The following is a 25,316-nucleotide window of genomic DNA, read 5'->3' as shown; positions in this document are numbered from 1 at the left end:
CTATTATGGACACTTTACTCCCTTTCGCCCTTTTGTGCTTCACCTCCTTTTTTACACTGACAAACCCGTTGGGCACTATGCCGGTCTTTCTGACCATGACAAACGGAATGAGTGACGACGAACGTAAAACCATCGTCCGTCGTGCCACAATTGTTTCTTTTATCACCCTGATGGTCTTTACCTTCTCCGGACAATTCCTCTTTAAATTCTTTGGTATTTCTACGAATGGTTTCCGTATTGCCGGAGGTATTATTATCTTTACCATCGGATTTGACATGCTTCAGGCACGTTATTCCAAGGCAAAACTCAAAGACGAGGAGGTGAAAACGTATGTAAACGATATTTCCATCACCCCGCTTGCCATCCCGATGCTTTGCGGTCCGGGCGCTATCGCCAACGGGATCATGCTGATGGAAGATGCGAATACATTGATAAAGAAGATACTGCTGGTCAGCGTGATCGCATCCGTCTACTTTATCACCTTCCTGATTCTCCGGGCATCCACCCGGCTGAATAAGTATATGGGGGAAACAGGCAACAACGTGATGATGCGTCTGATGGGCCTTATCCTGATGGTTATTGCCGTGGAATGCTTTGTAAGCGGTTTCAAGCCAATAATGATCGATATATTGCAACAAGCTAATTTATGATTGAAGGAATACAGGTGATCGGCTTCGATGCCGACGACACTCTTTGGATAAACGAAACTTATTTTCTGGAGACGGAGCAAAAGCTCCGTCTTTTATTGGCTCCTTATGTAGACGGTGAGACTGTCACAGCCGAACTTTTCAAGACCGAAAGCCGTAACATGCCTCTTTATGGTTATGGTGTGAAGGCTTATATCCTTTCAGTGATGGAAACGGCGATCCGTATCACCGACGGCAAAGTTCCGGCCAGCGTACTCGAGCAGATACTTCTGCTCGGAAAAGAACAACTTTCCAAACCGGTTGAACTTTTGGATGGAGTGGAGGAAACCCTCAATGCCCTTGTCGGCCGTTACCGCCTGATCGTTGTCACCAAAGGCGACCTGCTCGACCAGGAGCAGAAGTTACGCCGTTCGGGTATCGAACATCTTTTCCACCATGTAGAAATAATGAGCGACAAGACTGACCGCGAATACCGTGCCCTGCTCAACCACCTCGATGTTCGTCCGGACGAGTTTTTGATGATAGGTAACTCTGTACGCTCCGATATCCTTCCCCCACTAAAGATGGGTAGTTACGCAATCCATGTACCTTACCAAACAACATGGGCACATGAGATGGTGGACGAACCGATAGTAAATTCTCGTATGTTTACAGTAGAATCGATTTGGGAAGTGATTTCGTTGTTGCTGTAACTATTAGTCAGTAATAAAAACAAAAGATAACTGTGCTTTGATATTCTTTTTATGAAGAGGAATAAACATAGTTCATTAAGAACTATGTTTACGATGTTGCAAAGATATGTAAAATAGTATATTATCCAAAATATAGCCATTAAATTTACTTGTCTGAGAGTAATTATTCTATAAATACGACCTTATTTATTTACTTATTTCATACCTGCCGGGTACCAATGGGAGTACTCTTAACTATAACCTTTCCCTCGATTTACCACATAAATTGTATCTAATTAGCTATATAAGTTTGTTTGAAAGCATTGAAATACGGTGTTTTTGCCGTGGTTCTTAATGTACTAATCGGTTTTATTGATAGTCGTAGAGTCGCTAAGTCGTAGGAAGTTATGTTTTACGTCAAACTGTCAGAAATGGGGAAGAATCAGTTTTTACCCCATAATTTTCTACCCGGGAGCTACTGATATAGATGTTGTATTCTCTGAATTCAGGCTGATCCGTTACTCAGGAAGAAAAGAATAGGGCGGAGTGACACAAAAACAATATATCAGTAACTAAAAAACAGACCGTTATGGCAAAAGATCCCACTCAGAAGGCGAAGCTCACGCTGAAAGCCCTCGACCTGGCACTTACCCAGGATATAACAAACGACTGTTACCTGCAGCCCAAGTTGCAGAAATGTCTTAATATGAACGATCTTGCCGGTGAAGTAGCTGCCCTCAGCACCCGTCAGGAGGACGTTGAAGAAATTGCCCGTACGGGCAACCAGATCATGCGACGCATGATCTGGTATCTCTCTTCCGGTTATAGTATAAGTACTGTGTTGGGATATTTTCGACCTACCTCGCAGGGTGTTTTCCTCGAAAGTGAACTTACGTCGGCTCCCGACCGCAACCGTCTGAAACTCGGTGTTGCTTACTCCATGAGCCAGGAAATGCGCCAGGCGCTTGCCGAAGCCGAAATAGATGTCGAAATACAGAAGTCAGTCAGCGGCCCGCAACTATTTACTGTGGTCAGTGCACAAGATGCACAGAATCCCGCAGCTGCAGCCCGTGGCGAAGGCGTGCCGGTCAGTGCCGGACAGACTTGTATCATTAAGGGTAAGAACATCAAGGTAGGCGGTACGGGTGACCAGATAGGTGTAACTATCAAACGAACCGACGGTGATTCTGCCGAAACTATCTTTTTCCCTGTCTCGAAACTCTATCCCAACACACCTACACAAGTAGGCTTCGTGTTACCGGCTACGGCTGCCGACGGCTCTGTCTGGAGCGTTACGCTCTGTACACAGTTTGGTAGCAACGGTACTGCCCTGCTCAAAGAACCCCGCACAGCGATGATGTCCGGAAACTTTGTCGTAGGCGATGTAGCCGACACACCCGGTGGTGGCAGCGGCGAAGATGACCGGCCGGTGATAGAGTAGAAAGAAATCGCGGAACGGCCGTGATACCGATCGCGGAGTTCCCGTGATACCCACCGCGGAGCAGGCGTGATCGGAATAAAGAAGTTTTTTAAGTAACACTAGTATTAATATAAACTAAAGTAAATGAAAGTAAAATCAATTTTTCTGTCAATGCTGGCGATAGCGACATTGGCAAGTTGTTCAAAAGAAGATGCGGGTATCGATCCGCCTGTGCCACAAGGCGAAAAGATGGTGGTAGATTTGAGCGTTGATACCGGTATAGACACAAAAGCTATCGGAGTACCCGGAGCCGATGAAGATAAGGCTATCTCCGATCTCACCGTATTCTTTGTGGATGGTGCGGGGAGTATCATTACAAAAAAGTACCTTAATACTGGAGACTTGACAGATGCCGCTGGGGTTAAATCGGCAAAAATAGAAACAAAGAGTACTGCTGTTAAAATGTTGGCAATAGCCAATGTCGGAAGCGATCTTACCACAGGGGCAAATCCTTTAAACGTAGGTAGCGAAACTCTATTGAAAGCGGTAGTAAAAAGCCTTATAACGAGTTCAAATACGAACCAGGTAAAAGGAAACCTGCTTATGTCGGCAGAAGGAACTTTGACAGACAAGAGTACAAGTGCACCCTGGACTGCCAATGCAAATGCCACAGCAAAGTTCGTCGCAGCAAAAATCACACTGAGCAGTCTTTCTTTAGGAAGCAGTGTACAAGGAGTTTACGGTGACGATTTTAAATTCGATGGTGCCTTTTTACTGAATGTACAGACAAACTCTTACTATTTCCCAACTTCAGGAAGCTATGTACCTACTGCGCCGAATTATGTAAACGGTGTAAACTGGCAATCTGGCTGGGGTGACAATCCCGGACATACAGTGGTATCTGAATTCAATCTTGACCTTTCGGGTGTTGTAGATATGACTACTCCTGCTACAGATCAGGGACACTTTTACGTTTTCGAGAACAGACCGACTTCGACAGATAAAACTCAAAATCCGACAACCCTGGTAGTACAGGTGGAATGGAAGCAGAAGAAAAATCCGGAAACAAAAGTTAAGAAAATGTTCAACGTCATCTTTGCACCCGGTGAAGCAGGTGTGATTGAGGCCGGAAAAGCCTATAACGTAGCCCTGACATTCAACGGAGACTTCCGCCCGGAAGAAGATGGCGGTGGTAGCGGTGGTGGTGGTACCGACACACCGGATGAACAGAACTTACCGACTAATGTGTCAGTTTCTGTTACTCCGGCATCATGGACTGATACTTCTACTAATAAACCTTTCTAACCGAAAGTAATGTACGCTAATATTAGCGTACATTATCACCTGTTCGACACCGGTAATCTCACCCGTATGACATATAGTCGATAAAATAAATAAAAAGATGAACGAAAACAAATATACATATCCCGGCCCCTTCTGCCAACGGTTACAGTCGCTGTTACCCTTTCTGGCGGTATGGCTGTTACTGACGACTGCCTGTAGCAAAAAAGAGGAACCGGTCCCCAATGGAAAAATACAGAAGTTAAGCTTCGACTGTTCTTCCGGATCCCAGACCGATGCCATTCGCGAGATAGAAGTATTTGTATTCGATGACCAGGAGCGGTTCATTGGCCGCACCAGCACACAAGTAGACGGGGCGATCACCCTCGATTACCCGCAGACCTCTGTCCTCCACTGCATAGCATGGGGGAACAGCAAAGATAGCAGCCTTGAATTTTCGCTGCTCAAACCCGGTGATTCCCTCGAAAAGGGATACCTGACACTGAAACCCCTTTTGCCTACACGGGCCGAAGAGACGTTCAGTAACACGCCCCCCGACCTGTTTTGGGGAGCCATCCAAATAGACAATACCTCGACGACCGATACCGGCAAACCCCTGCAAATGGTTATGCAGCCGACCACGGCGTCTATACATATAACGATCGACGGACTGGCGGAAGCTACCGGCACGGAAGACGGTGATTACGCCGTCGTGGTAAGCGAGCCGGCCGGAAGCATCGATTTCTCGGACAATTACGACGGCAAGACCCGTCACTGCCTGACCGGTTCTTTCGATGCCGCGAAAGAATACATCATTCCGGCCTTCCGGCTCTTTCCCGCTGCCGGTAGCGAAGGGATCGAGTTCGACGTCATCCACGACGGGAAACTATTGAAAAGCATCACGCAGACAAGCGACGGAAAGCCGATCATACCCGTGCCGGGTAAGGAACTGACGCTGCAGATCAAATTCGATACCCCACCTTCCACGGGCGGCGGCCTGGAAATAAAGCCGCCCGAATGGGACGAAGTAGATGTGACGGTCTCCGTCACTAAATAGCAGCAGACGAATAAATCCGATAAATAAACAGATAAATATGCATAAGAAACGTTTACATACATTGAAAATAAGAAGATTCGCTACATTTTTGTGTGCAGCGCTCCTCTTATGTGCCTGTAGCAAAGAAATAGGAACAGGAGGCGACGATAGCGGAGGCTTCACGACAGTTACCCTGGCTGTCAACCCCGCCGCAGGCGAACAGACCCTTATCACCAGAGGGATGACAACCGATCAGGAAAACGCCATACGAACATTATATATACTGGCTTTCCAGCCGGATGCAACCGACGGAACCTACAAACTGAAATACTATGCAACAGGAAAGCCTACGGGCGGGGGGAGCGGACAATTCAGTTTCTCCCTCCGCCGTAGCATGTCAGGGGCGGCAGATACGAAGTTGCTCCTGATCGCTAACCAAAACCCTTATCCACTGATAAACACAGGCATGACATATGAGGGGGTGCAAACTGGTTTAACCAGTGTTGAGTTGATGGGGGAACCGGCATTAGCCGACACCGGGATACCGATGTTCGGCTTTGCCGGTAACAGCCCCGACACACCGCTGGAAATAACTGAAGGAATGGCACTCAGTGCCAACCTGCTGCGCGCTGTTGCCCGGGTGGATGTGGGAGTAGGTACTTATAACGAACAAAATGGTGAATGGGACAAAGGGAGTGTCGGTTTCGACCTAAGAGAGATTTACGTATTCAAACCTCAAAATAAGTATACGCTCTTACCGCTTATAAACAATCTGAAATATACAACAAGCGGCACTCCCTCCGTCACCGCCCCTTCACCGGCAGGTACACTGAGTGGCACTAACTTTACATACACAGGAACAGCTATTACAAACAACACTTCTTGTAAGGCCGAAATATACATTCCCGAAACGGCCTTCAACGGAGGAACGGTCTACGATGCAAATCACGAGAACCGTACAGCCCTTGTCATTGGCGGTACATATAACGGTAAACTCAACTACTACCGTATCGACTTCACGACCGCCCCGACGAACGTAGAAGGGACTGCCTTACAGGATGTACTGCGCAATCACATCTACCGCTACTCCATCACTGGCGTAAGCCTTCCCGGATATACTACACCTGAGGCTGCCTACAGCGGCAAACCGGTCGCTCTGGATTTCACAGTCGGCATCGCTGACTGGGTAGCGGGAGCGACTGCCACGCCTGATCCGGATATGTTGGTGCGGATGAACTATAAAGGGATAAACGGGACCATAATTAAGGGGACGATAACAGGAACCTCGACAACGGTCGAAATCAAGCCAAAAGCAGCATTCATAACGGACGACGGGAAAACGAAACCTGGGCTTGACTATAACAGGTTACTTGGAGAAGCAGCAGACAACACCTACAACGGATCGACTAACGGTGGTCTGTACAGGAGTATCCAGGATGCTTTCAGCCGGGAAGGTCCTTACGGAAAGCTGATTATCGCTCCCGATAATACAGATGGTATTATCGTATGGAAAACGGGAACAACTAAAGAGGATCGTGTATTGGTTGCCAAAAAGGCCTGCTGGGATTACCGCGGACAGGGACAAAGCGACTGGCGCCTGCCCAGGTTGTCGGAGCTATACCTGCTGTGGCTTAACAAAGAGACAATCAACCAGTCCAAAGGGTTTACCTCGCTCGGTGAGATCAGTGATCCTGAACCACAGGTCACTTATTGGACCGGGACGGAAGGTAAAACGGCTACCGGAGATATTCAGGTTTATACTGTAAATGCAGGAGGAGAGATAAAACTTCATCCGAAAACAGACCGATTTAGCGTCAGATGCGTACGCGAAGTCAGATAATAACGACAGTAAATATGTACACAAATATGATCATAAGAAAAAAAGGAAACAAGCTATGGGCGATTGTCGGCGTATGCGTTTTAGGATTGTACACGACGGCCTGCGATAACGGCGAGTTTCCCGGAAATGAGAACAAAACGGAAGACATCGAACTTCGTTTTGCCGCTTCCATATCCGACAGCCCTTCTACCCGGGCAGTCCACGGAGCGGCTGTTTTGACTGGAGAGGCTTTTCCGAACGGAACGAACACGTTCGGCATGTTCATTACCGACAAGACGGGAAGTCCGCTGGTTACCGGCTCGGATGATAATATGAAATCGACCCTCACACGAACTTCCGGTCAGGATGATGTATGGGGGCATACCGATAAAAACGACGGAGCCCTTTCTCTGATAGCGAAACACGGGGATGAGATTAAAATAACAGGCTATTATCCATGGGTTTCGGGGGCTACCGCTACCGCTGTGCCTTTCGATCTGACCGGTGATATGTCGACCGGCAAAGACTTGCTTTATTTGTCATCGCCTTCCGGTGCACAGCAGGTAATCGACGGAAGTCCTGTCGCATTGACATTCTCCCACGCCTACTGCTGGGTGACGATCAAGTTGTCGAAACTGACGAGTGATAACGACGTTTTGGTGAAGGCTGTCACTCTCGATAACAGCTACGATAACCAGGGTTCTTCCTGGAAAGGGATCATGAACACGGGTACTGTCAATCCGAAGACCGGTGATGTAATCGATGGCACTCTCGGCCCGCTTACGGTCACTTGTGATCCTGTCATAAGTATACCTTTTGAACAACCCGGAGGTACACCCTCTGAATTCAACTTCCTCGTTCCGGCATTTATGAGTGCAGATATCAGGAATTCCGACCTTGTGATCCGTGTCACTACGGAGGAGGGCGGTGTCCGCGAAGTACTCTCCTTCCCCCTTGCAAAAGCGCACCTGAATGCAGGTGCGGATGGAAAGTACGGCTTTCAGAAAGGCATGCACAACACATACAAGGTCGTATATAACAACTCAAAAATGATACTCTCTTTATCCGACTGGACGGAAGTCCAGATCAATGCTCCGGCGATGGGGCAAGGAACAGTGGGAGAGACGCCTGTTACGATAGATTATACCACTGTCGCAGGCCTTACTGAAACTGCGTTAGTTGCCGGAAATCATATTTACCATACCTATCTCGGGGAAGTCGCTGAAAATAATAACGGAGAGTATAAAGATATAACCATTCCTCCGGGTAGTAGTCTATTTTCTGTATTTGAGTCAGCGATGAAGAAAGAGCCGGTTTATCCGAAAATTATGATTGCTATAAACCTGGCTGCAGGAGGAGCCGCGATTCCATGGAAAGATGCAACAACCGGAGTTCTTACAGCCAAACAGGCCTGCGTAGAATTTAGGGATGGCGGGTATACTGACTGGCGTTTACCCAGAATAGGTGAGTTGTTTGCCTGTATATATACTGCTATCGCTCCCGCCTCAATCAGACCTCATAATAATGACCTTTGGAGTGCTACGGAATATGACGTCGCTACGGCTTATTCTACAAGCAACTACGATAGTTCTATCTCCTGGATATTTCCAGCAAAAACATCCAAGACGGAAACTCTTTATGTACGTTGCGTCAGAGACGCAGACAAGCCTAAGCCCGTAATATAAACCCGAATAGAATATGGCAGACATGAAACAACTCATATATATAATAAGCCTGATAATCCTGTTGGGCGCCTGCACGGACGAAAAGTATACCGATACGCTCTCATCCAAAGGAAGTGAATCCGGTGAGCTTGTTCCCGTAGAACTGGCATTGAATATACAACCAGTGCAATCTCCTTTATCCTCCGGCACGAAAGCAGGTAGTAATGCCATTAGCTCCACGCAGGTGTGCAAAGGATTGGAAATAACCATGGTGAAAACCCCGGTAACCCGTAGTGCTACCTTTGAACAAGAAATAAAGAACTTCTGGGTGCTTCAGTTCAATGGTACTGCCCCTATGAGCACATTGATGGTTAAACAGTTCATCAACAGTAATTCGGTAAGAGAGGTCTTGTTGAATGACATAAGCGTTAAGAGCAGGATTATTGTAATAGCGAATGCAGACGGGAGTACCTTCAGTGGTTTGACGATAGGCGGCACTACCCTGGTCGATTTTGAGAATTTGGGAATATCCTCCGGTAATACCGGCTTTCCCCTGTTCAATGATCCGGTCGATGGCAACCGTATCATTTATGTTGGAAGTACGGACATGACGGTATCGGCAGGTAAACAGGCCGACATCAGGCTTTACCGCACGGTGGCCCGGGTGAAAGTAAAAATCTCGCTGAACAGCGAGATGCAGGCAGAAGGCTATTCTGCCTGGACATGTCAATTTATGAATATTCCTGAGAAGAGTTTTTACTATTCAATTGGTCGCACAGCCCCTTTTCCCGGGGAGTCAGTCAAGTATTTAAATTATACGCAACAACCGATAAGTCTTCCTGTAACCATTGATAACCAATATTTACCGGTCAACCTTCACCAGCCGGTTCCGTTTACAACACCGGAGAGGCGGGTAACCAATGCTCCTTCGGATGGAACCTTTCTCCAGATTGTGGGAGTAGAGGTGGCGGGAGGCGTGGTTGTCCGCTCTGTGGTTTACCAGGTCCATCTGGGGAGTAACTTTACGGACGATTATAGCATTTCGCCTAACTATTCATACACTTACGATATTAAGATAACCGGTGAAAGTGGAGACGACTCGCGCGTTATCAAATTCGTTCCCGGCTACTTCGGAGGGGAACTCAAAATGTATAAAGCCGATGGTTCTTCCGTAGCCTCCACCCCTGCTGAGGCTGACACCTGGAGATACGAGAAGCGGATTGAAGTTTATGTCAGTGATGTGAACTCCCCGGGAGGAGTGCAGTGGAGTAGCAGCGGCATGCCTGCCGCTAACAGCTTTACGGACGGGCGGCAAAATACCTGGGACCTAAGAAGTGCAACCGGATATACAGCTATGCAAAAATGTATCGGCCTGAATGGTACAATGCCGCAGACTATAGACGACATGGTCTGGTACATGCCCTCTTATGGTGAGTCGCTCAGTATCTATGTCGTCGGATCGAACACGCTCAAAACATTACCTGATACCTATTACTGGTCGTCTACAACGAACGGTACATCTGCATGGGGCACACAAGTGTGGACGGGGGCAAGCGAGCCTTTATCACCGACCGAGTCTTACAACCTGCGTTGTGTCAAATATTTGAAGCCGGGTGAAGCGACATTCTGAAAACATCGACAAGAACTTTAAAAACAGAACATTATGATACAAAAATTCTTTATAATTGTTGTCATGGTATGCCTGCTTCCGGTCTCCGCCGTTTTTGGGCAGCAATTGAAAAAGGAGAACCTGAAAGGGACGAACGCTGCCAATCCCGGTAGAGATTATGCCGTCTTTTACTCCGCTGGTATACCTGAAAGTGCCATCTGGCCACTGGGCATGAAACTCTCGAAAGACGCTGCAACCATACGACATACTGCTGCGAAAGGTAACGGAGATAATATCAGCGTGAACGATAAAGTTCCTTTCCGTTTTATCATTGCTCCGACAGAAGAAGCGGGTGTCAGGTTCTGGGCGGCAGCCATGGGTTTTCATGGAGGAGAAGGTAACGATAATACCAACCTCAATCCGGACGGGAGTTTTGACCCATCCTTCACAGGCGGATGTAAAAATTACTCCACCACAGAATTCCCTAAAGGGAGTTGGCGTTTGCCTACTCAACGGGAGATGATGCTGATGTGGTTGTTTCGGGATGGCATTAATGCTATTTATCCCGCTGGTCAGTTAAGCGGTCAGTACTGGACTTCGACAGAGAATACAGAGACTCAGGCATGGTATATTGATTTCAGTACCACTAAACCGCAGTCAAGTGCACAATTAAAAAACATAGCGTCGAAATACAGATGTGTAAGAGATTATTAACCTCTGAAAGATAGATAAAATGAATCGGATAGACACCATCCTGGAAAAGGAACGGATCAACACAGACAGTATCTTTTTATATTTACAGGAAGGCCGGTTTACTGCCTTCGGGCGTTCGGCCTATTATGCCGCCCTGCTCTGTCCCAAACTTGCAGCCAACTGGAGCCGCACCGATGCAGCAGGCTCTTTTGTCTATATTCGTATCCCTGATAACCGTTTGCGTTTGTTCTCGGAAAAGTACAGTACACTTGCCGATGACGAATGTATCCGGATAACCCCGCCTCTGAATATATGCCGCCAATGGGATGATTTTGCAGAGTGGGAGGAACGACAGTTGCATTTGACCTCAAAGATCGATATTGAATAAACAAATAACTAATCAGAAATTTATTAAACAGAACATTATGAACAAGACAAAATTTATTGCCGAATTAGCAGAGCGTACGGGTCGTCCGGTTACGGAAACGCACAAATTTGTAGAAGAGTTTTTTGCGCTCGTTACCGAAGTCCTGGCGCGTGAAGAAGATGTTGCATTTTTAGGCTTCGGACGTTTTTATATCCGCAAACAATCCGCCCGCCTGGTACGTAACCCTAAGACCGGTACCCCGGTCATGCTCGATGAGCGTACCACAGTTCGTTTCAGAGTCGGTAAATATCTTTTTGAAACGGTCAATCGGAAATGAAAACATAGATAGTGGTATGGCCGTTCCATGATATAGTAGTTTTGAATGAGAGCTTGTACCAAACCGGAACAGATTATCTGTTCCGGTTATTTATTAATATCTGAATATCTTTTCTTCCCTTTTAAATAAAATGCCAGGATAAGACTACCATGCATCAATTCGGGAATAGTGGCAAGTGTTGTCTTAGCCAGGTTCTCCTTTCTTTTGATTGCATATTCCGGTTTCATCTCGAAGAAGGCTTTGCGGGCTTCGTAAACAGCTTTGGCATTAGTGTAGTGGCCGCATAATAGGAATTTGGTCGCAGCAATGTAGTCGAGCCAGAAACGCGCACGCATTACATGCTTCAAGTTTTTTTCCGGGAGGTTCTTATAAAGCATCAACAGGTTATTACGGAAGTTGAGGAACGTTTTGCGGGGGCTCTCTACATTCAGAGTCGCACCGCCGACGTGGTAGACGACAGACTGGGGCGTACATACCAGGCGGTAGCCCCGCGAACGTAGTCGCCAGCACATATCGATCTCTTCCTGATGGGCGAAGAAACCGGCATCGAGTCCGCCGACTTCTTTATAGATGGCAGTACGAATAAACAGACAGGCTCCGGTAGCCCAAAGGATATCCGCCTGTGTGTCGTATTGCCCTTCATCTTTTTCTACTACATGCAACACACGACCCCGGCAATAAGGATATCCGTAGATGTCCATATAACCGCCGGCAGCTCCGGCATATTCGAAATACGCTTTGTTGCGTTGTGCCCTGATTTTAGGTTGGGCGGCAACTATTGTCGGATCGGCTTCGAGAGCAGCCAGAGGGGCATCGAGCCAGCCGGGCGTAACTTCTACATCGCTGTTGAGAAGAACGGTATACTTATTATCGATCTGTTCGAGGGCCTGGTTGTAGCCTTCTGCAAATCCATAGTTCTTATCCAGTTGGATAATCCGTACGGACGGGAATTTATCTTCCAGCATATCGGTGGATGCATCCGTAGAACCGTTATCGGCAACGACTACTTCAGCCAGTTCTTCCGGACTATGAGCGATTACCGACGGAAGGAATTCTTCCATTAGCTTTTTCCCGTTCCAGTTGAGGATAACGACGGCTATTTTCTTAGTATTATTGTGCATCTTCTCTCTTGTATTTCCAACGTTTGTGAGTCCAGAGCCAGTAAGCCGGGTTACGCAGGATCATCTTTTCCGTCATACGGGCGTACGATTCGGTGATCTCGTTTTCGGCTGTCTGTTTGGCATGGGCTGTCATTAGCTTCATTTCTACCGTGTAATAACCGCGCTTTACTTTCTGTACATCCAGGAAGATAACCGGGAGGTCAAGTTTGCGGGCAATACGTTCGGCGCCGTTCAATATGGCGGTGTCCTGATTGAGGAAGTTGGTCCAGTAATGCAGGTTGCCTTTGCTCGGCGTCTGGTCGGCAATGAAGATCACGATATTATTACTGCCTTCTCTCTTCAGTGTCATCATGTCGCGTACCGTGTCGTTCTTCTTCATCCCGTATGATCCGAAGCGGGTACGCAGGTAGATGAACAGACGGTCGACAGCCTTGTTGTTCAGCGGACGGTAGATTTGCCAGAGTTTGGAATCTGTGTATACCAGGCTGGAGGCACTGAACCATTCCCAGTTACCATAATGGCCCATCAGCATCATGACTGTCTTTTGTCCTTCTGCCTGTAACCGGGTGGCCACTTCCGGATTCTTGATGTGGGCGCGGCGCAATACTTCCTCGGGAGAGATATGAGCCAGCTTGATCGTCTCGACAATGTAGTCGGCGAAATGATGATAGAAAGCTTTCTCCAGCCTTCGCAACTCTATCTCTGATTTATCGGGGAAGGAAGCCTCCATATTCCGGCGTACGACGCGTAACCTGTAACGGATTACCCTGTATATAAGAACGTACAGGATATCGGACAGGGCATATAATACCGGCATCGGTAAAAATGCATGCAGCTTGGCCCATGCAAAGATCAATCCATATTGAATTTTATTCCACATATCAACCGGCGATTACTAATTCACAATTCAGTGCGGTACGGTCTTCATTCCATCCGGTCAGCGTTACCCGTCGGGTTTCGTTCACCAGCGAATGGTCGTAAGGTATCTCTACTTTAATATAGTTCTCTGTGAAGCCGTGCATCCGGCCGTCTTTGCGGGTATGTTCGAAAAGGACTTCCGCCTGGCTGCCGATATGGGCGTCGTAGAAGGCATGCAGTTTCTTGTCGGAGATATCCAATAGTTGCTGGCTACGGGCATGTTTTATTTTCGGGTCAACCGAATGGGCAATCTTTAAAGCCTGTGTTCCCGGACGTTCGGAGTAGCTGAACACATGCAGCTGGCTTATATCCAGACTGTCGATAAAGCGACGGGCATCTTCGAAAAACTCGTCTGTCTCTCCACGGGTCCCGACGATCACATCCACACCGATAAAGGCATGCGGCATGATCTCTTTGATCTTTTCGATCTTATGACGGAAAAGATCGGTGTCGTAACGGCGGCGCATCAGTTTCAATACATCATCGCTACCACTCTGCAAAGGGATATGGAAGTGAGGGGCGAACCGTTTGCTGGATGCCACGAAGTCGATCGCCTCGTCTGTGATCAGATTCGGTTCGATGGAAGAGATACGGTAACGTACGATACCTTCCACTTCGTCGAGTGCATGGATCAGGTCGCTAAAGGTTTCACCGGTAGACTTACCGAAATCGCCGATATTCACCCCTGTCAGTACAATCTCTTTGCCACCTTTGCGGGCTACCTCCTGTGCCTGTTCCACCATACTGGCGATGGTACCGTTGCGGCTTCGTCCACGGGCGAAAGGAATGGTACAATACGTGCAGTAGTAATCGCATCCGTCCTGTACTTTCAGGAAATGGCGTGTACGGTCGTCTGCCGAGCAGGAAGGGGAGAAGGTACGTATATCTTTACTTTCGGAGGCGATGACGGCGCCTCCCTCTTCTTTCTTTTTCAGGTCGTCCAGATACATTAATATATCCAGCTTTTGTTCTGCGCCCAACACCAGGTCGACCCCTTCGATATGGGATACCTCTTCCGGCTTGAGTTGTGCATAGCAACCGGTCACTACAATAAAGGCTCCCGGATGTTGCTTATTGATCCGTCGGATAGCCTGGCGACATTTCTTATCGGCCAGTTCTGTGACGGAACAGGTATTTACAACACAGATATCTGCTTTCTCACCCGCACGGGCTTTGCGTACGCCTTGTTCTGCCAGTACCTTGCCGATGGTAGAGGTCTCTGCGAAATTAAGCTTACAGCCCAGGGTATAATAAGCAGCTATTTTGTTTTCAAATACGGTTTTGTCTATCATTGCGATTGAATTATCGCGCAAATGTAGTTAAAATTATTGACATGTAGCTGGTAGATGTTTTATGTGGTCACGGTAATGTCGTTATTTACTTAAACTTAGCAAAAGACTTTGTTTTTTATATGATATAGGGAAGCGTAAATAGAAATTATATCAATTATTATAAATAACTTTCAGCCAATTTTATAACAAACTGATAAATGATATAATATGAAAGAGTTGTTTTTGAGTTTTAAGTATTCTTTTTGTTCCGGAACCGGAGAATTGGAAGGTGAAAGATATATTCAAAATGTATTTGTTGAAATTTATGCATCTGATATTGATGCAGATGATGATGAGGTCTTAATAGGTAAGTCCAGATTAAAATTAATGTTGATTAATCAAGCTATTGAGGATCATTTTTGTTTATCTCAACTGTTTGACACAGATCCAGATTTATTTTTTGTAGGAGATCAGGTCTTTGATCTGGAAAATGAAGATATTTGCCAGATTGTTCAGGATAAATATCCGGAATGCTGCCTAAATTCGAATATTTGTGTATTGGAGAGGTTGGTGCTTATTCCGGAATATAGAGGATATGGCATCTCCCAGAAAGTAATTAAGGATGCGATATTCCATTTTATGACAGCCTGTGGTTTGTTTGTCATTCATCCTTTTCCTTTACAATTTGAAGCAGAACATTGTATGGGAGAAGATACCTGGGAAGATAAGAACTGGTATAAAGGATTTGAACAGGATGAAAAAAAAGCATTCAAACAATTAACTGCTTTTTATCAAAAACTTGGATTTGAAAAGATTAAAGGTTTAGAGAGTTTACTATTTTATTGTCCTTTCTATAAAAATAAAAAATTGGATAAGATAGATTTGAATGAATTGACTGTTATTCGGGATTAGCAGACCTATTTGTTGTGTATCTGCCGGATAGTCTGTATTTTTGCACGAAATTTAAGCATCTGTACTATGATACAAGAGAACTTCATTAAGATGTACGAAAACAGTTTCAAGGAAAACTGGTCGTTACCCGCCTTAACAGATTACAGCAAGAATGTTACTTTTACTTTTGAAGATGTAGCAAAAGAGATTGCACGCATCCATATCCTGTTTGAGGAATGCCAGATACGTCGGGGGGATAAGATTGCCCTGATCGGGAAAGACAGTGCCCGTTGGTGTATTGTCTATATGGCGGCTGTAACTTATGGTGCCATCATAGTGCCGATCCTGCAGGATTTCAATCCGAATGATGTGCATCATATTATCAACCATTCCGAGTCGGTATTCCTGTTTGTCAGCGACCGTATCTGGGATTCGTTGGAAGAAGATAAAATCGAAGAGATACGCGGTGTATTCTCTCTTTCCGATTTTCGTTGCCTGCATCAGCGCGACGGTGAAAGTATCCAGAAATTGATGAAGTCGATGGATGAAAAGATGGCAGAGAAGTATCCGAACGGGTTTTCCAAGAACGATATCAAATATGCCGAACTGGATAACGACAAGGTTGTCCTGCTGAACTATACTTCCGGTACGACCGGTTTCAGTAAAGGCGTAATGCTGACCGGTAACAACTTGGCAGGAAATGTTACTTATGCGAAAACACTGGACTTGTTGTTCCGTGGTGACCGTGAATTGTGTTTCCTTCCGTTGGCTCATGCTTATAGTTGTGCCTTCAATTTCCTGGTGCCGATGGCTGTCGGAGCACATGTCTATATGTTAGGGAAAGTACCTTCTCCGAAGATCTTGCTGAAAGCATTTGAAGAAGTGAAACCGAACCTTATCCTGACTGTTCCACTGATTCTGGAAAAGATCTATAAGAAGATGATCCTTCCCCAGTTGAGTAAGACGACGATGAAGTTGGCTTTGAATATCCCTTTGCTGGATTCCCGTATTTATGCGCAGATCCGTAAACATCTGGTGGATGCTATGGGGGGACGTTTCCGCGAAGTGATTGTCGGTGGGGCTGCCATGAACCAGGAAGTGAGTGATTTTCTGTATAAAATCAAGTTCCCGTTTACGATCGGTTACGGTATGACGGAATGCGGACCGTTGATCAGTTATGACAATAATCGCGAATATGTACTTGGTTCTTGTGGACAGATACTAAAAGGTATTATGGAGGTACGTATTGATTCTGATGATCCGTATAATAAGGTAGGAGAGATTCAGGTTCGTGGCGAGAACGTGATGAAAGGCTATTATAAGAATGAAGAAGCGACTAAAAATGTTTTTACCGAAGACGGCTGGCTTCATACCGGCGACTTGGGGACGATCGACCACGACAACCGTATCTTTATCCGTGGCCGTAGCAAGACAATGATCCTGGGGGCAAGCGGACAGAATATTTATCCGGAAGAGATCGAGTCGAAGATAAACAACCTACCTTTTGTTATGGAAAGTATCGTTATCGAGAAAAACGGTAAATTGGTGGCTTTAGTCTATCCGGATTATGATACGGTCGACGGTACAGGTATCTCACATACCGACTTGCCGGTCATAATGGAGCAGAACCGGATCGAGTTGAATAAGCAGTTGGCCTCCTACGAAGTTGTTTCGGAAATACAATTATATCCGACAGAGTTTGAGAAAACTCCGAAGAAGAGTATCAAAAGATATTTATATAGTAACTATTGATAAATATTTATGTGTTGATTAACAGCCGATTAAATTTTGTATGAAAAATAGTTGAAAAAAAAGCGTCTTATGTTGTACAACATGTATAATTAATACATACATTTGCATCGTTTTACAACAAGAAGACATTATAGACCGTTTAAATTAAAGACAAAATGAAAAAGTTAGTTGCATTTGCTGCTCTTGTTGCAGCCGTTTCTTTCACATCATGTGGTAACAAATCTGCAGAATCAAATGCTGAAGTTGCTGAAACAGAAACTACTGTAGAAGAAACTCCTGCAGTTGTTGAAGAAGAAACTGTAACAGAAGAAGTTGTTCCTGCTGAAGGTGATTCAACTGCTGTTGCTACTGAAACAGAAGCTGCTCCTGCTGAATAATATTCAGTAATCAGTTAAAAGGACAGTCTGTATGCTTACACATACAGACTTTTTTTGTTTATAACGGTATAATATATGAAAAGAAATCTACTCATTTTTCCTACACTGGTATTATTAAGTCATACTATCGGCGCACAGACTCCGGTTGATATGAACTTGTCGTTGCAGAATGTTGAAATACAGGGTAAACGCTTTACCGGACTTAGTGGTGGAGAGGTAAAACGCCTGCAGGTTGAAAATAACCTGAGTAGTGTGAGCAATACGGTGTCGGAAGCTTTTCGCCAGATGCCTTCCTTAGTTACGGATATTGAAGGAGGGATAACATATCGTGGTTCTGCTAAAGCGGGAATGCTTATTAATGGGATTCCTTACGGGTTGTTGGAAGAATATAGCGGTGATGTACTTATCCAGTTGCCAGCTCTGTTTTTTAATCATATTTCTATGTCTGCCTTGCCGGATATCTCTTTGGTGCCTGACGGGGATGCCGGATTACTGAACTTGTCTTCTTCCTCTTACACGAAGGATGATTCACCATTGACTGTTACGCTGGGGGCGGGTTTGCAGGAACGGTATAATGCCGGAGCTATCGTGAATCTGCATCCGGGTAAATTTCATATCGTAGGTAAGTATAACTATCGTAAGGAATATCGTAAACGTTCGTTCGATAAGACAACAAAGACGGAAACAGGGACAACGATCATGAATAACAATGCGGCTGCCCGTCCGGATGTTCATCTGGCCGACCTGAGTGTAGGGTATGATTTGACTTCCGCCGATTTGCTGACGGTATATGGATTGTATCATCTGATGGATTACAGCCGGTATGGTGGTATAAATAATAAAGTATTGAACCCCGATGGCAGTGTAAAGAACCAGATGACTCGCCACCGCTATAATGATCAGCGGCAGGACGCCTATACTGTGGAAGCTCGTTGGAATCACCAGTTCGCTAATCCGTTGGATCGGTTGACGGTTACTTTCAACTATAACGACTTTGGATACGATGAGGATAATTATTACGAGAATGAGAAACCGGGTACAGGAGTCATTTTGAAGAAAGATAATATGTTTATCAATCAGGACAAACATAATTATTATCTGTCGGCTGCCTTCAGTAAGTTGTTTGCGGACGACTGGTATTTTAAAGCCGGCTATATCGGACGTATTAAAGACGAGAAATATTATACGGAAACGAATGATATAGATATGGAGACCGGTGTCTGGGCTCCGGTAGCAAACAAATCGTATGATTATTCTTTTAATCGTAATACACATTTGCTTTATGCCTCTGTGGATAAACATTGGGATCGCTTATCTGCCGAAGTGGGGGTACAGGGTGAAGTAAATGCTCAAAAATTTGAAGAGAAGAGTTCTACTCGTTTCCATGTTTATCCAAGAGTGACGTTTTCTTTGGAAACAAATAAGAATGGGAACCTGTCTTTGAGTTATCTGCAACGTGTGATCCGTCCTTATGGCGCTGACCTGAATCCATTTATTCAGTATGGCGACCCTACTCATCTGACACAGGGTAATCCGGATTTGAAAGATGAGTTTATTCATTCGTTAGAATTGTCTTACTCGTTGGTTACAAAGTCTTTCCGTTTTACCCCGGCTCTTTATTACCGGAATAAGTCGAACCGTATAATGGAAATAATGAACGAGGAATCTATCTGGCAAAAGACAAATATTGGTCATAGTCAGGCACTAGGTTTTGAACTGTCCGGCAACTGGAATCCTATCCGTATATTGAATATCGGCTTTTCCGGAAATGTCTATAAAGATGAGATCGACGGGCGTACGGTCGGCTATGATGAAAAGAAATCGATGGTTTGCACGGATTGGAAGGGGAGTATAAGCATTGCCATAACACCGACCACCGAGTTTCAGTTGGATGGCTTCTTTATTTCGGACCAATTGACACCGCAGGGAAAAATAAAGAGCCACAGCAGTGTGAATGCCGGACTCTCACAGTATTTTATGAACCGTAAATTGCGTGCTAACTTAAGTATCAATAATATCTTCGACGGTCTGGAGGAGACAACGATTATCGATACGAGTAAAATGCATATGGAGCAAATCCGTAATCGGGATGCACGGGTTACATGGTTGACGCTTACTTATTTCTTTTTGGGTATATAAAGTATCAGGCGAATAGACTGATCGTAAGTAAAGTAGCTCCATACCCATTCTATCAGTACCATCAGTTTATTCTTGATCCCCAGGATAGAACGTAAATGAACCAGCATCCATACCATCCAGGCAATGAATCCTTGTAACTTCAGCTTTTTCAGATCGGCGACAGCTTTGTTGCGTCCTACGGTAGCCAGTGTTCCGAGATTTATGTAATGGAAGGCTTTCAATGTCTTCCCCGATTCCAGGCGTTTGAGGTTATCTGCAAGCAAATTTCCCTGCTGGATAGCCACTTGGGCTACTTGCGGATGTCCGTTCGGGTATTCTTCTTCTGTCTGGAAACAAACATCGCCGATAGCAAATACGTTTGTCATCCCTGGCATCTGGTTAAATTCATTGACTGTGATCCGACCACCCCGGTTCAATGCTTCTTTATCGATATGATCAAAATGCGTGGCGGTTACCCCACTGACCCAAACGAGGGTTTGGGTTGTGATAGTGGAGTTGTCGTCCAGTATGACTTTCCCATCCTGATAGTCTGTTACCCGTTTATTCAGTATGATGTTTACGCCCATCTCTTTCAGGAATATCTCTGCATTCTCGGATGCTTCGGTAGACATAACTCCGAGTAGCCTGGGAGAACCTTCTATCAAATAGATATTCATATCCGACTGTTTCAGATCCGGATAATCTTTCGGCATAACGAATCTTTTCATTTCGGCCAGTACTCCGGCTACCTCTACGCCAGTGGCTCCACCACCAACGATAACCACATTCATCAGTGCTTGTTTTTCTTCCGGGTCGGTACAGATTGTTGCTTTTTCGAAATTGGAAAGCAAGGTGTTCCTTAGTTCGAGAGCTTCCTGGATCGTTTTCATCGGTAATGCTTTTTCTTCAATAGTCTTATTGCCGAAGAAGTTGGTGATGGTACCGGAGGCTATCACCAGGTAGTCGTAGCTCAGTTCACCGATCGATGTCTCGATCAGGTTCCGTTCGGCGATAACGGCTTTCACTTCTGCCATTCGGAAGTAGAAGTCTTTCTGTTTCTGAAATATCTTTCGGAAAGGAAATATAATTGATCCCGGTTCCAGACCGGATGATGCTACCTGATACAATAAAGGTGGGAACTGATGGAAATTGTTCTTGTCTATCAAGACTACCTGGAAGTTGCTTCCTTTCAGTTTATTGGCCAGTTTTAATCCCCCAAAACCACCACCGATAATAACAACCCGTTTCTTATCTGTTTTTGCAATGTTGAAGCCCATGATGTTCTGTTTTATGAATCACTTTTCTTATAAAACAATTCATAAACGGATAAGTTTGAAGGTAAGGCGTCATAATAAAGAGGTTTATGGAAGTACGGTAGTAGTTCTTACTTTAAGTGTTTCTTATTCTATTGAAATAATTTGAAATATACTATCATACTATCATGAATTGTCTGGTTGACTTGTATATCAATGGATGTGATTATGATAGTTGACGTTTTGAACTATCATTCATCCATCATAGAACTATCATAAAATTACATTTACCTCTTTTTTGAGTGAAAATAGAACTGTTTTATCCGTTAAAAGGGGCTGTAACCGGTAGGTATCGCTCAATTTAATCGTTTTCTGCCTACCTTTTTTCGGAAAGCTGTGGCTTTATTTAGTGGAAGTGCTTACTTTTATTTGCCGACATGCCCGTTTTGACCGGTTTTACACCCGGGTCCCGACGTTGCTCACACCCAGGTGTCGAGGCCATCGAGACCCGGGTGTAAAACGTCTTTATTTCTTATCTTTTTGATCTTTAGTGATATACTTAGTGAAAAAAGGTAGTATATGACTCGTTTTTATCCAGGGCTATGATAGTTCCATGATGGATGAATGATAGTTCGAAATGACAACTATCATAATATAATACCCTGAATATGTGATGTTTGCTGCGATTTATGATAGTATGATAGTTAATATTGAAAATAATTCTGGTAAAACCCTAGACATTATAATCCCATCAATATCTTTTTCAGTACTGTCTGTGCCGAAATTTCGCGATTGGCGGCTTCCGGGATCACGATGCTTTGCGGGCTTTCGATTACGTCGTCGGTAACGATCATGTTACGGCGTACCGGGAGACAGTGCATGAAATAAGCATTGTTGGTCAACGCCATCTTTTCCGTATCGACAGTCCAGGCGCGATCTTTGCTTAATACCTGGCCGTAGTTAGGATCGGTATAAGCGGCCCAGTTTTTGGCATAGATAAAGTCTGCACCTTCGAAAGCTTTCTTCTGATCGTATTCCACACGGGCATTGCCTACGAATTTAGGATCCAGTTCGTAGCCCTCCGGGTGGGTAATCACAAATTCATAATCCGTCGCATTCATCCATTCGGCAAAACTGTTGGGTACTGCCTGCGGAAGAGATTTCGGATGCGGAGCCCAGGTCATAACCACTTTCGGACGGGCTGTTTTCTTATATTCCTCGATCGTGATCAGGTCGGCAAAACTTTGCAGCGGATGGCGGGTAGCCGCTTCCATACTGAATACCGGGCGACCGGAGTATTTGATAAATTCAGAGATGATCTTTTCGTTGTAATCGTCTTCCTTGTTTTCGAAGCGGGCGAAAGAACGTACACCGATGATGTCGCAGTAACAACCCATGACCGGAATCGCTTCCAGCAGGTGTTCCGGTTTGTCGCCATCCATGATGACACCGCGTTCGGTTTCCAGCTTCCATGCACCCTGGTTCACGTCGAGAACCATCGTGTTCATCCCCAGGTTCATCGCAGCCTTCTGGGTAGAGAGGCGCGTACGCAGGCTGGAGTTGAAGAATATCATTAACAGCGTCTTGTTCTTGCCAAGTTCTGTGAACTGAAAGCGGTCTTTCTTGATTTCGAAAGCTTCGTTAAGCGCCTGTTTCAGGTCGCCTAAATCCTGTACACAAGTGAAATGTCTCATATTATTAATTTAATGATGGATACAAAAATAGGTATTATTTTCGTATTTGCCCGTTTCCTTCGATAATGTATTTATAAGTCGTCAGTTCCGGTAAAGCCATCGGTCCGCGGGCATGTAACTTTTGTGTACTGATGCCGATCTCTGCCCCGAAACCGAACTGTGCCCCGTCGGTGAAAGCGGTCGATACGTTGGCATAGACACAGGCTGCATCTACCTGTTGCTGGAACAGGCGGATAGCTTCGGATGACTCGCTGACGATACTTTCACTATGCCTTGAACTGTAACGGGCTATATGTTCCAGTGCTTCTTCGAGCGATGCTACGGTACGGATACTCATCTTGTAGTCGAGGAACTCGGTGCCGAAGCTGTTTTCGTTGGCAGGTTGCAGCAGTGCTGACGGATATTGTCCCGACAAAGCGGTGAAAGCCTGCTCATCCGCATAGATCGTGACATTGCTCTCTTTCAGTTTATCGCAGATAAAAGGAAGATCATCGAGCCGTTCCTGATGGATGATCAGACAATCCAATGCATTGCAAACGCTTACCCGGCGGGTCTTGGCGTTGTTCACGATGGCCTGTCCCTTTTCTTTGTCCCCGTCCTTGTCAAAATAGGTATGGCAGATACCGGCGCCTGTCTCGATAACCGGCACGCGGGCATTGTCGCGCACGAAGTTGATCAGCGAACTACTGCCGCGGGGAATGATAAGGTCTACCAGGCCGACGGCATTCAACAGTTCCGTTGTCGCTTCCCGTTCGGGAGGTAATAAAGTACAAACGGCCGGGTCGATACCGTGGCGTTCCAATACGGCATGAATGATAGTAACCAGTGCACGGTTGGAGTCGTCGGCATCCGAACCTCCCTTTAGTACACAGGCGTTTGCACTTTTGAAACATAAAGAGAATACATCGAAAGTCACATTCGGACGTGCTTCGTAGATAACTCCTATCACTCCGAATGGTACTGATACTTTACGGATCACCATGCCGTTCGGGCGGGTGGCTTCACTGATCACTTTGCCGAGCGGGGAGGGGAGCGAGGCTACATTCCGCATGTCTCCGGCAATACCGGCCAGACGATCGGTTGTCAGTTTCAAACGATCATATTTGGGATTGGCCGGGTCCATACGGGCCAGGTCTTTCTCGTTGGCTGCAAGAACTTCCGCTTGCCTGTTCATCAGCTCGTCTGCTGTTTTGGTCAGTATACGGTTTATCGCCTCATCGCTTAACGTGATAAGTTGGCGGGATGCGGTAACGCCTTGCTTTAATAGATGATTGATTGCCATGTCTTTTATTTAATCCAGATATAAGTAATCGTAATGAACAAGCGGTTTCAAATCTCGTTGACCGATCAGACCGGTAGCTTCCCGGCTATCGTATCCGGCACACCCGACACCGATCTGTACGCCTGCTTCATTGATGATCTTTACAATATCATTCTTCTCGAAGTCTCCGATGATAGCGGTGACACCTACCAGTAACAGGCTGGTGGCTTTACTGCCGGTCAGGGCCTCTTCTGTTCCCTGATTGATATGTATCTCTCCTTTGGCAAAACCTTCGGAGTGAGCGATCCATTTCTTAACACTGCTGACAGGTTTGGCTGCCGGTATAAAACGTGTACATACAGTCTGACTACCTTTGGCCAGTAACGCAGGCAGGATATTTTCCTTCTTGCCGTTTGCAATGATCACGGTGATACCTTCATCAGCTACTTTCTGTGCAATAGTACATTTGGTGAGCATGCCGCCACGTCCGAAAGAGGATTTGCTTGTCTGTACATATTCTGAAAGATCCTGTTTGCCACCGTCAATCTCCCGGATGACCGTTGCTGCCGGATCAGCCGGATTACCATTATAGATACCGTCGATATTACTCAGGATAATAAGTGCATCCATTCCCATCATAGTAGCGATCAGGCCGGACAACTCGTCATTATCAGTAAACATCAGTTCTGTAACGGATATGGTATCGTTTTCGTTTACAATGGGTATCACCTTATTGTCGAGCATTACCTCCATGCAATGTTTCTGGTTGAGGTAATGCGTGCGGCTACCGAAGTTCTCCTTTGTCGTGAGAACCTGGCCGCAAGCGATCTTATGTTCGCGGAATAACTCGAAGTAACGGTTGATCAATTTGGCCTGTCCTACCGCTGAATAGAGTTGGCGGGCAGAGACGGCATCGAGTTTCTTTCCGGGTTTCACCTCGCTTCTTCCGGAGGCTACTGCTCCGGAAGAGATCAAAACCACTTCTACCCCGTGTCGATGCAATTCCGCAACCTGATCGACTAATGCCGACATGCGGGTGACATCGAGGGAGCCGTCTTTTCTTGTCAGTACGTTACTTCCTATTTTTACTGCTATCCGTGTAAACTGATATGTCAT

22 protein-coding genes are annotated in these 25,316 nt (G+C 45.7%); 15 read left to right on the top strand and 7 right to left on the bottom strand.

All coding sequences use genetic code 11. From position 1 onward, the window contains the following. Nucleotides 1-5: 5 nt before the first annotated feature. The 11 genes from M1P97_RS17005 (at nt 6) to M1P97_RS16955 (ending at nt 11,544) form a co-directional block, all read left to right on the top strand. The gene (locus M1P97_RS17005) at nt 6-650 is read left to right on the top strand and encodes a MarC family protein (protein WP_010800468.1); all 645 of its coding nucleotides are present in this window, start codon (nt 6-8) and stop codon (nt 648-650) included. Then, nucleotides 647-1,339 carry an HAD family hydrolase gene (locus M1P97_RS17000; RefSeq protein WP_229058576.1) on the top strand — a complete coding sequence of 231 codons (693 nt, stop codon included), beginning with the start codon at nt 647-649 and terminating at the stop codon, nt 1,337-1,339. Before M1P97_RS17005 ends, M1P97_RS17000 begins: the two co-directional genes overlap by 4 nt. Nucleotides 1,340-1,907: 568 nt before the next feature. Then, complete coding sequence (locus tag M1P97_RS16995) at nt 1,908-2,759, top strand: DUF4469 domain-containing protein (protein WP_195374036.1); 852 nt, start codon at nt 1,908-1,910, stop codon at nt 2,757-2,759. Between the two features lie 123 nt (nt 2,760-2,882). Next, nucleotides 2,883-4,043, top strand: coding sequence for a fimbrial protein (locus M1P97_RS16990; RefSeq protein WP_249389694.1), 1,161 nt, complete (start codon nt 2,883-2,885; stop codon nt 4,041-4,043). A gap of 97 nt (nt 4,044-4,140) precedes the next feature. After that, nucleotides 4,141-5,076 carry a FimB/Mfa2 family fimbrial subunit gene (locus M1P97_RS16985; protein ID WP_249389693.1) on the top strand — a complete coding sequence of 312 codons (936 nt, stop codon included), beginning with the start codon at nt 4,141-4,143 and terminating at the stop codon, nt 5,074-5,076. Nucleotides 5,077-5,113: 37 nt separating this feature from the next. Next, nucleotides 5,114-6,895 (top strand): DUF1566 domain-containing protein, encoded by a 1,782-nt coding sequence (locus M1P97_RS16980; protein WP_249389692.1) that lies wholly within the window; start codon nt 5,114-5,116, stop codon nt 6,893-6,895. Between the two features lie 26 nt (nt 6,896-6,921). Further along, nucleotides 6,922-8,559, top strand: a complete 1,638-nt coding sequence (locus M1P97_RS16975; RefSeq protein WP_249389691.1) for a fimbrillin family protein — start codon at nt 6,922-6,924, stop codon at nt 8,557-8,559. A 22-nt stretch (nt 8,560-8,581) separates the two neighbouring features. Further along, nucleotides 8,582-10,168, top strand: a complete 1,587-nt coding sequence (locus M1P97_RS16970) for a DUF1566 domain-containing protein (RefSeq protein WP_249389690.1) — start codon at nt 8,582-8,584, stop codon at nt 10,166-10,168. 33 nt (nt 10,169-10,201) lie between these two features. Continuing rightward, nucleotides 10,202-10,861 carry an Lcl domain-containing protein gene (locus tag M1P97_RS16965; protein WP_195374025.1) on the top strand — a complete coding sequence of 220 codons (660 nt, stop codon included), beginning with the start codon at nt 10,202-10,204 and terminating at the stop codon, nt 10,859-10,861. A 19-nt stretch (nt 10,862-10,880) separates the two neighbouring features. Continuing rightward, on the top strand, nt 10,881-11,228 hold the full coding sequence (locus M1P97_RS16960) for a hypothetical protein (protein ID WP_249389689.1): 348 nt from the start codon (nt 10,881-10,883) through the stop codon (nt 11,226-11,228). A gap of 37 nt (nt 11,229-11,265) precedes the next feature. Beyond that, a complete protein-coding gene (locus M1P97_RS16955; RefSeq protein ID WP_249389688.1) occupies nt 11,266-11,544 on the top strand; it encodes an HU family DNA-binding protein in 279 nt (92 codons plus the stop codon). 86 nt (nt 11,545-11,630) lie between these two features. Here the strand turns inward: M1P97_RS16955 and M1P97_RS16950 are convergent, their stop codons facing one another. Genes M1P97_RS16950 through mtaB form a run of 3 tightly spaced genes read right to left on the bottom strand, consistent with a single transcriptional unit; the run spans nt 11,631 to nt 14,875 of the window. Then, nucleotides 11,631-12,665: a glycosyltransferase family 2 protein gene (locus tag M1P97_RS16950; protein ID WP_195374019.1), complete on the bottom strand. Its 1,035-nt coding sequence runs from the start codon at nt 12,663-12,665 to the stop codon at nt 11,631-11,633. Next, nucleotides 12,655-13,545 carry a lysophospholipid acyltransferase family protein gene (locus tag M1P97_RS16945; protein WP_249389687.1) on the bottom strand — a complete coding sequence of 297 codons (891 nt, stop codon included), beginning with the start codon at nt 13,543-13,545 and terminating at the stop codon, nt 12,655-12,657. The genes M1P97_RS16950 and M1P97_RS16945 overlap by 11 nt, the downstream gene beginning before the upstream one ends. Before the next feature lies 1 nt (nt 13,546). Next, the gene (gene mtaB, locus M1P97_RS16940) at nt 13,547-14,875 is read right to left on the bottom strand and encodes a tRNA (N(6)-L-threonylcarbamoyladenosine(37)-C(2))-methylthiotransferase MtaB (RefSeq protein ID WP_195374015.1); all 1,329 of its coding nucleotides are present in this window, start codon (nt 14,873-14,875) and stop codon (nt 13,547-13,549) included. A gap of 207 nt (nt 14,876-15,082) precedes the next feature. On the opposite strand from mtaB, the gene M1P97_RS16935 reads away from it, so the two are divergent. From M1P97_RS16935 to M1P97_RS16920, 4 genes are all read left to right on the top strand, one after another. After that, complete coding sequence (locus M1P97_RS16935) at nt 15,083-15,766, top strand: hypothetical protein (protein WP_249389686.1); 684 nt, start codon at nt 15,083-15,085, stop codon at nt 15,764-15,766. A 66-nt stretch (nt 15,767-15,832) separates the two neighbouring features. Further along, entirely contained in the window at nt 15,833-17,497 is a 1,665-nt protein-coding gene (locus M1P97_RS16930; protein WP_195374002.1) for an AMP-binding protein, read from the top strand. A gap of 155 nt (nt 17,498-17,652) precedes the next feature. Then, a complete protein-coding gene (locus M1P97_RS16925; RefSeq protein WP_249389685.1) occupies nt 17,653-17,874 on the top strand; it encodes a hypothetical protein in 222 nt (73 codons plus the stop codon). A 75-nt stretch (nt 17,875-17,949) separates the two neighbouring features. Then, nucleotides 17,950-20,013, top strand: coding sequence for an outer membrane beta-barrel family protein (locus tag M1P97_RS16920; RefSeq protein WP_249389684.1), 2,064 nt, complete (start codon nt 17,950-17,952; stop codon nt 20,011-20,013). Here the strand turns inward: M1P97_RS16920 and M1P97_RS16915 are convergent. The 4 genes from M1P97_RS16915 to proB form a co-directional block, all read right to left on the bottom strand. Further along, nucleotides 19,992-21,269, bottom strand: a complete 1,278-nt coding sequence (locus M1P97_RS16915; protein WP_249389683.1) for an NAD(P)/FAD-dependent oxidoreductase — start codon at nt 21,267-21,269, stop codon at nt 19,992-19,994. The genes M1P97_RS16920 and M1P97_RS16915 overlap by 22 nt on opposite strands. 716 nt (nt 21,270-21,985) lie before the next feature. After that, nucleotides 21,986-22,939 (bottom strand): N-acetylornithine carbamoyltransferase, encoded by a 954-nt coding sequence (locus M1P97_RS16910; RefSeq protein ID WP_075558714.1) that lies wholly within the window; start codon nt 22,937-22,939, stop codon nt 21,986-21,988. 34 nt (nt 22,940-22,973) lie between these two features. Beyond that, nucleotides 22,974-24,221, bottom strand: a complete 1,248-nt coding sequence (locus M1P97_RS16905; RefSeq protein WP_249389682.1) for a glutamate-5-semialdehyde dehydrogenase — start codon at nt 24,219-24,221, stop codon at nt 22,974-22,976. 9 nt (nt 24,222-24,230) lie between these two features. Then, entirely contained in the window at nt 24,231-25,316 is a 1,086-nt protein-coding gene (gene proB, locus M1P97_RS16900) for a glutamate 5-kinase (RefSeq protein ID WP_249389681.1), read from the bottom strand.

Source organism: Parabacteroides leei (genome assembly GCF_023369805.1).
Taxonomy (GTDB): domain Bacteria; phylum Bacteroidota; class Bacteroidia; order Bacteroidales; family Tannerellaceae; genus Parabacteroides; species Parabacteroides leei.
Note: the sequence above shows the minus strand (reverse complement) of the source record. Positions and strands in the feature narration are given on the sequence as shown.

Coding starts and splice junctions, on each gene's coding strand:
- M1P97_RS16975 (WP_249389691.1), top strand. CDS start 6,922: ATGATCATAAGAAAAAAAGGAAACAAGCTATGGGCGATTGTCGGCGTA.
- M1P97_RS16965 (WP_195374025.1), top strand. CDS start 10,202: ATGATACAAAAATTCTTTATAATTGTTGTCATGGTATGCCTGCTTCCG.
- mtaB (WP_195374015.1), bottom strand. CDS start 14,875: ATGATAGACAAAACCGTATTTGAAAACAAAATAGCTGCTTATTATACC.
- M1P97_RS16935 (WP_249389686.1), top strand. CDS start 15,083: ATGAAAGAGTTGTTTTTGAGTTTTAAGTATTCTTTTTGTTCCGGAACC.
- M1P97_RS16960 (WP_249389689.1), top strand. CDS start 10,881: ATGAATCGGATAGACACCATCCTGGAAAAGGAACGGATCAACACAGAC.
- M1P97_RS16905 (WP_249389682.1), bottom strand. CDS start 24,221: ATGGCAATCAATCATCTATTAAAGCAAGGCGTTACCGCATCCCGCCAA.
- M1P97_RS16950 (WP_195374019.1), bottom strand. CDS start 12,665: ATGCACAATAATACTAAGAAAATAGCCGTCGTTATCCTCAACTGGAAC.
- proB (WP_249389681.1), bottom strand. CDS start 25,316: ATGACATATCAGTTTACACGGATAGCAGTAAAAATAGGAAGTAACGTA.
- M1P97_RS16910 (WP_075558714.1), bottom strand. CDS start 22,939: ATGAGACATTTCACTTGTGTACAGGATTTAGGCGACCTGAAACAGGCG.
- M1P97_RS17005 (WP_010800468.1), top strand. CDS start 6: ATGGACACTTTACTCCCTTTCGCCCTTTTGTGCTTCACCTCCTTTTTT.
- M1P97_RS17000 (WP_229058576.1), top strand. CDS start 647: ATGATTGAAGGAATACAGGTGATCGGCTTCGATGCCGACGACACTCTT.
- M1P97_RS16920 (WP_249389684.1), top strand. CDS start 17,950: ATGAAAAGAAATCTACTCATTTTTCCTACACTGGTATTATTAAGTCAT.
- M1P97_RS16970 (WP_249389690.1), top strand. CDS start 8,582: ATGAAACAACTCATATATATAATAAGCCTGATAATCCTGTTGGGCGCC.
- M1P97_RS16915 (WP_249389683.1), bottom strand. CDS start 21,269: ATGGGCTTCAACATTGCAAAAACAGATAAGAAACGGGTTGTTATTATC.
- M1P97_RS16990 (WP_249389694.1), top strand. CDS start 2,883: ATGAAAGTAAAATCAATTTTTCTGTCAATGCTGGCGATAGCGACATTG.
- M1P97_RS16930 (WP_195374002.1), top strand. CDS start 15,833: ATGATACAAGAGAACTTCATTAAGATGTACGAAAACAGTTTCAAGGAA.
- M1P97_RS16985 (WP_249389693.1), top strand. CDS start 4,141: ATGAACGAAAACAAATATACATATCCCGGCCCCTTCTGCCAACGGTTA.
- M1P97_RS16945 (WP_249389687.1), bottom strand. CDS start 13,545: ATGTGGAATAAAATTCAATATGGATTGATCTTTGCATGGGCCAAGCTG.
- M1P97_RS16995 (WP_195374036.1), top strand. CDS start 1,908: ATGGCAAAAGATCCCACTCAGAAGGCGAAGCTCACGCTGAAAGCCCTC.
- M1P97_RS16980 (WP_249389692.1), top strand. CDS start 5,114: ATGCATAAGAAACGTTTACATACATTGAAAATAAGAAGATTCGCTACA.
- M1P97_RS16925 (WP_249389685.1), top strand. CDS start 17,653: ATGAAAAAGTTAGTTGCATTTGCTGCTCTTGTTGCAGCCGTTTCTTTC.
- M1P97_RS16955 (WP_249389688.1), top strand. CDS start 11,266: ATGAACAAGACAAAATTTATTGCCGAATTAGCAGAGCGTACGGGTCGT.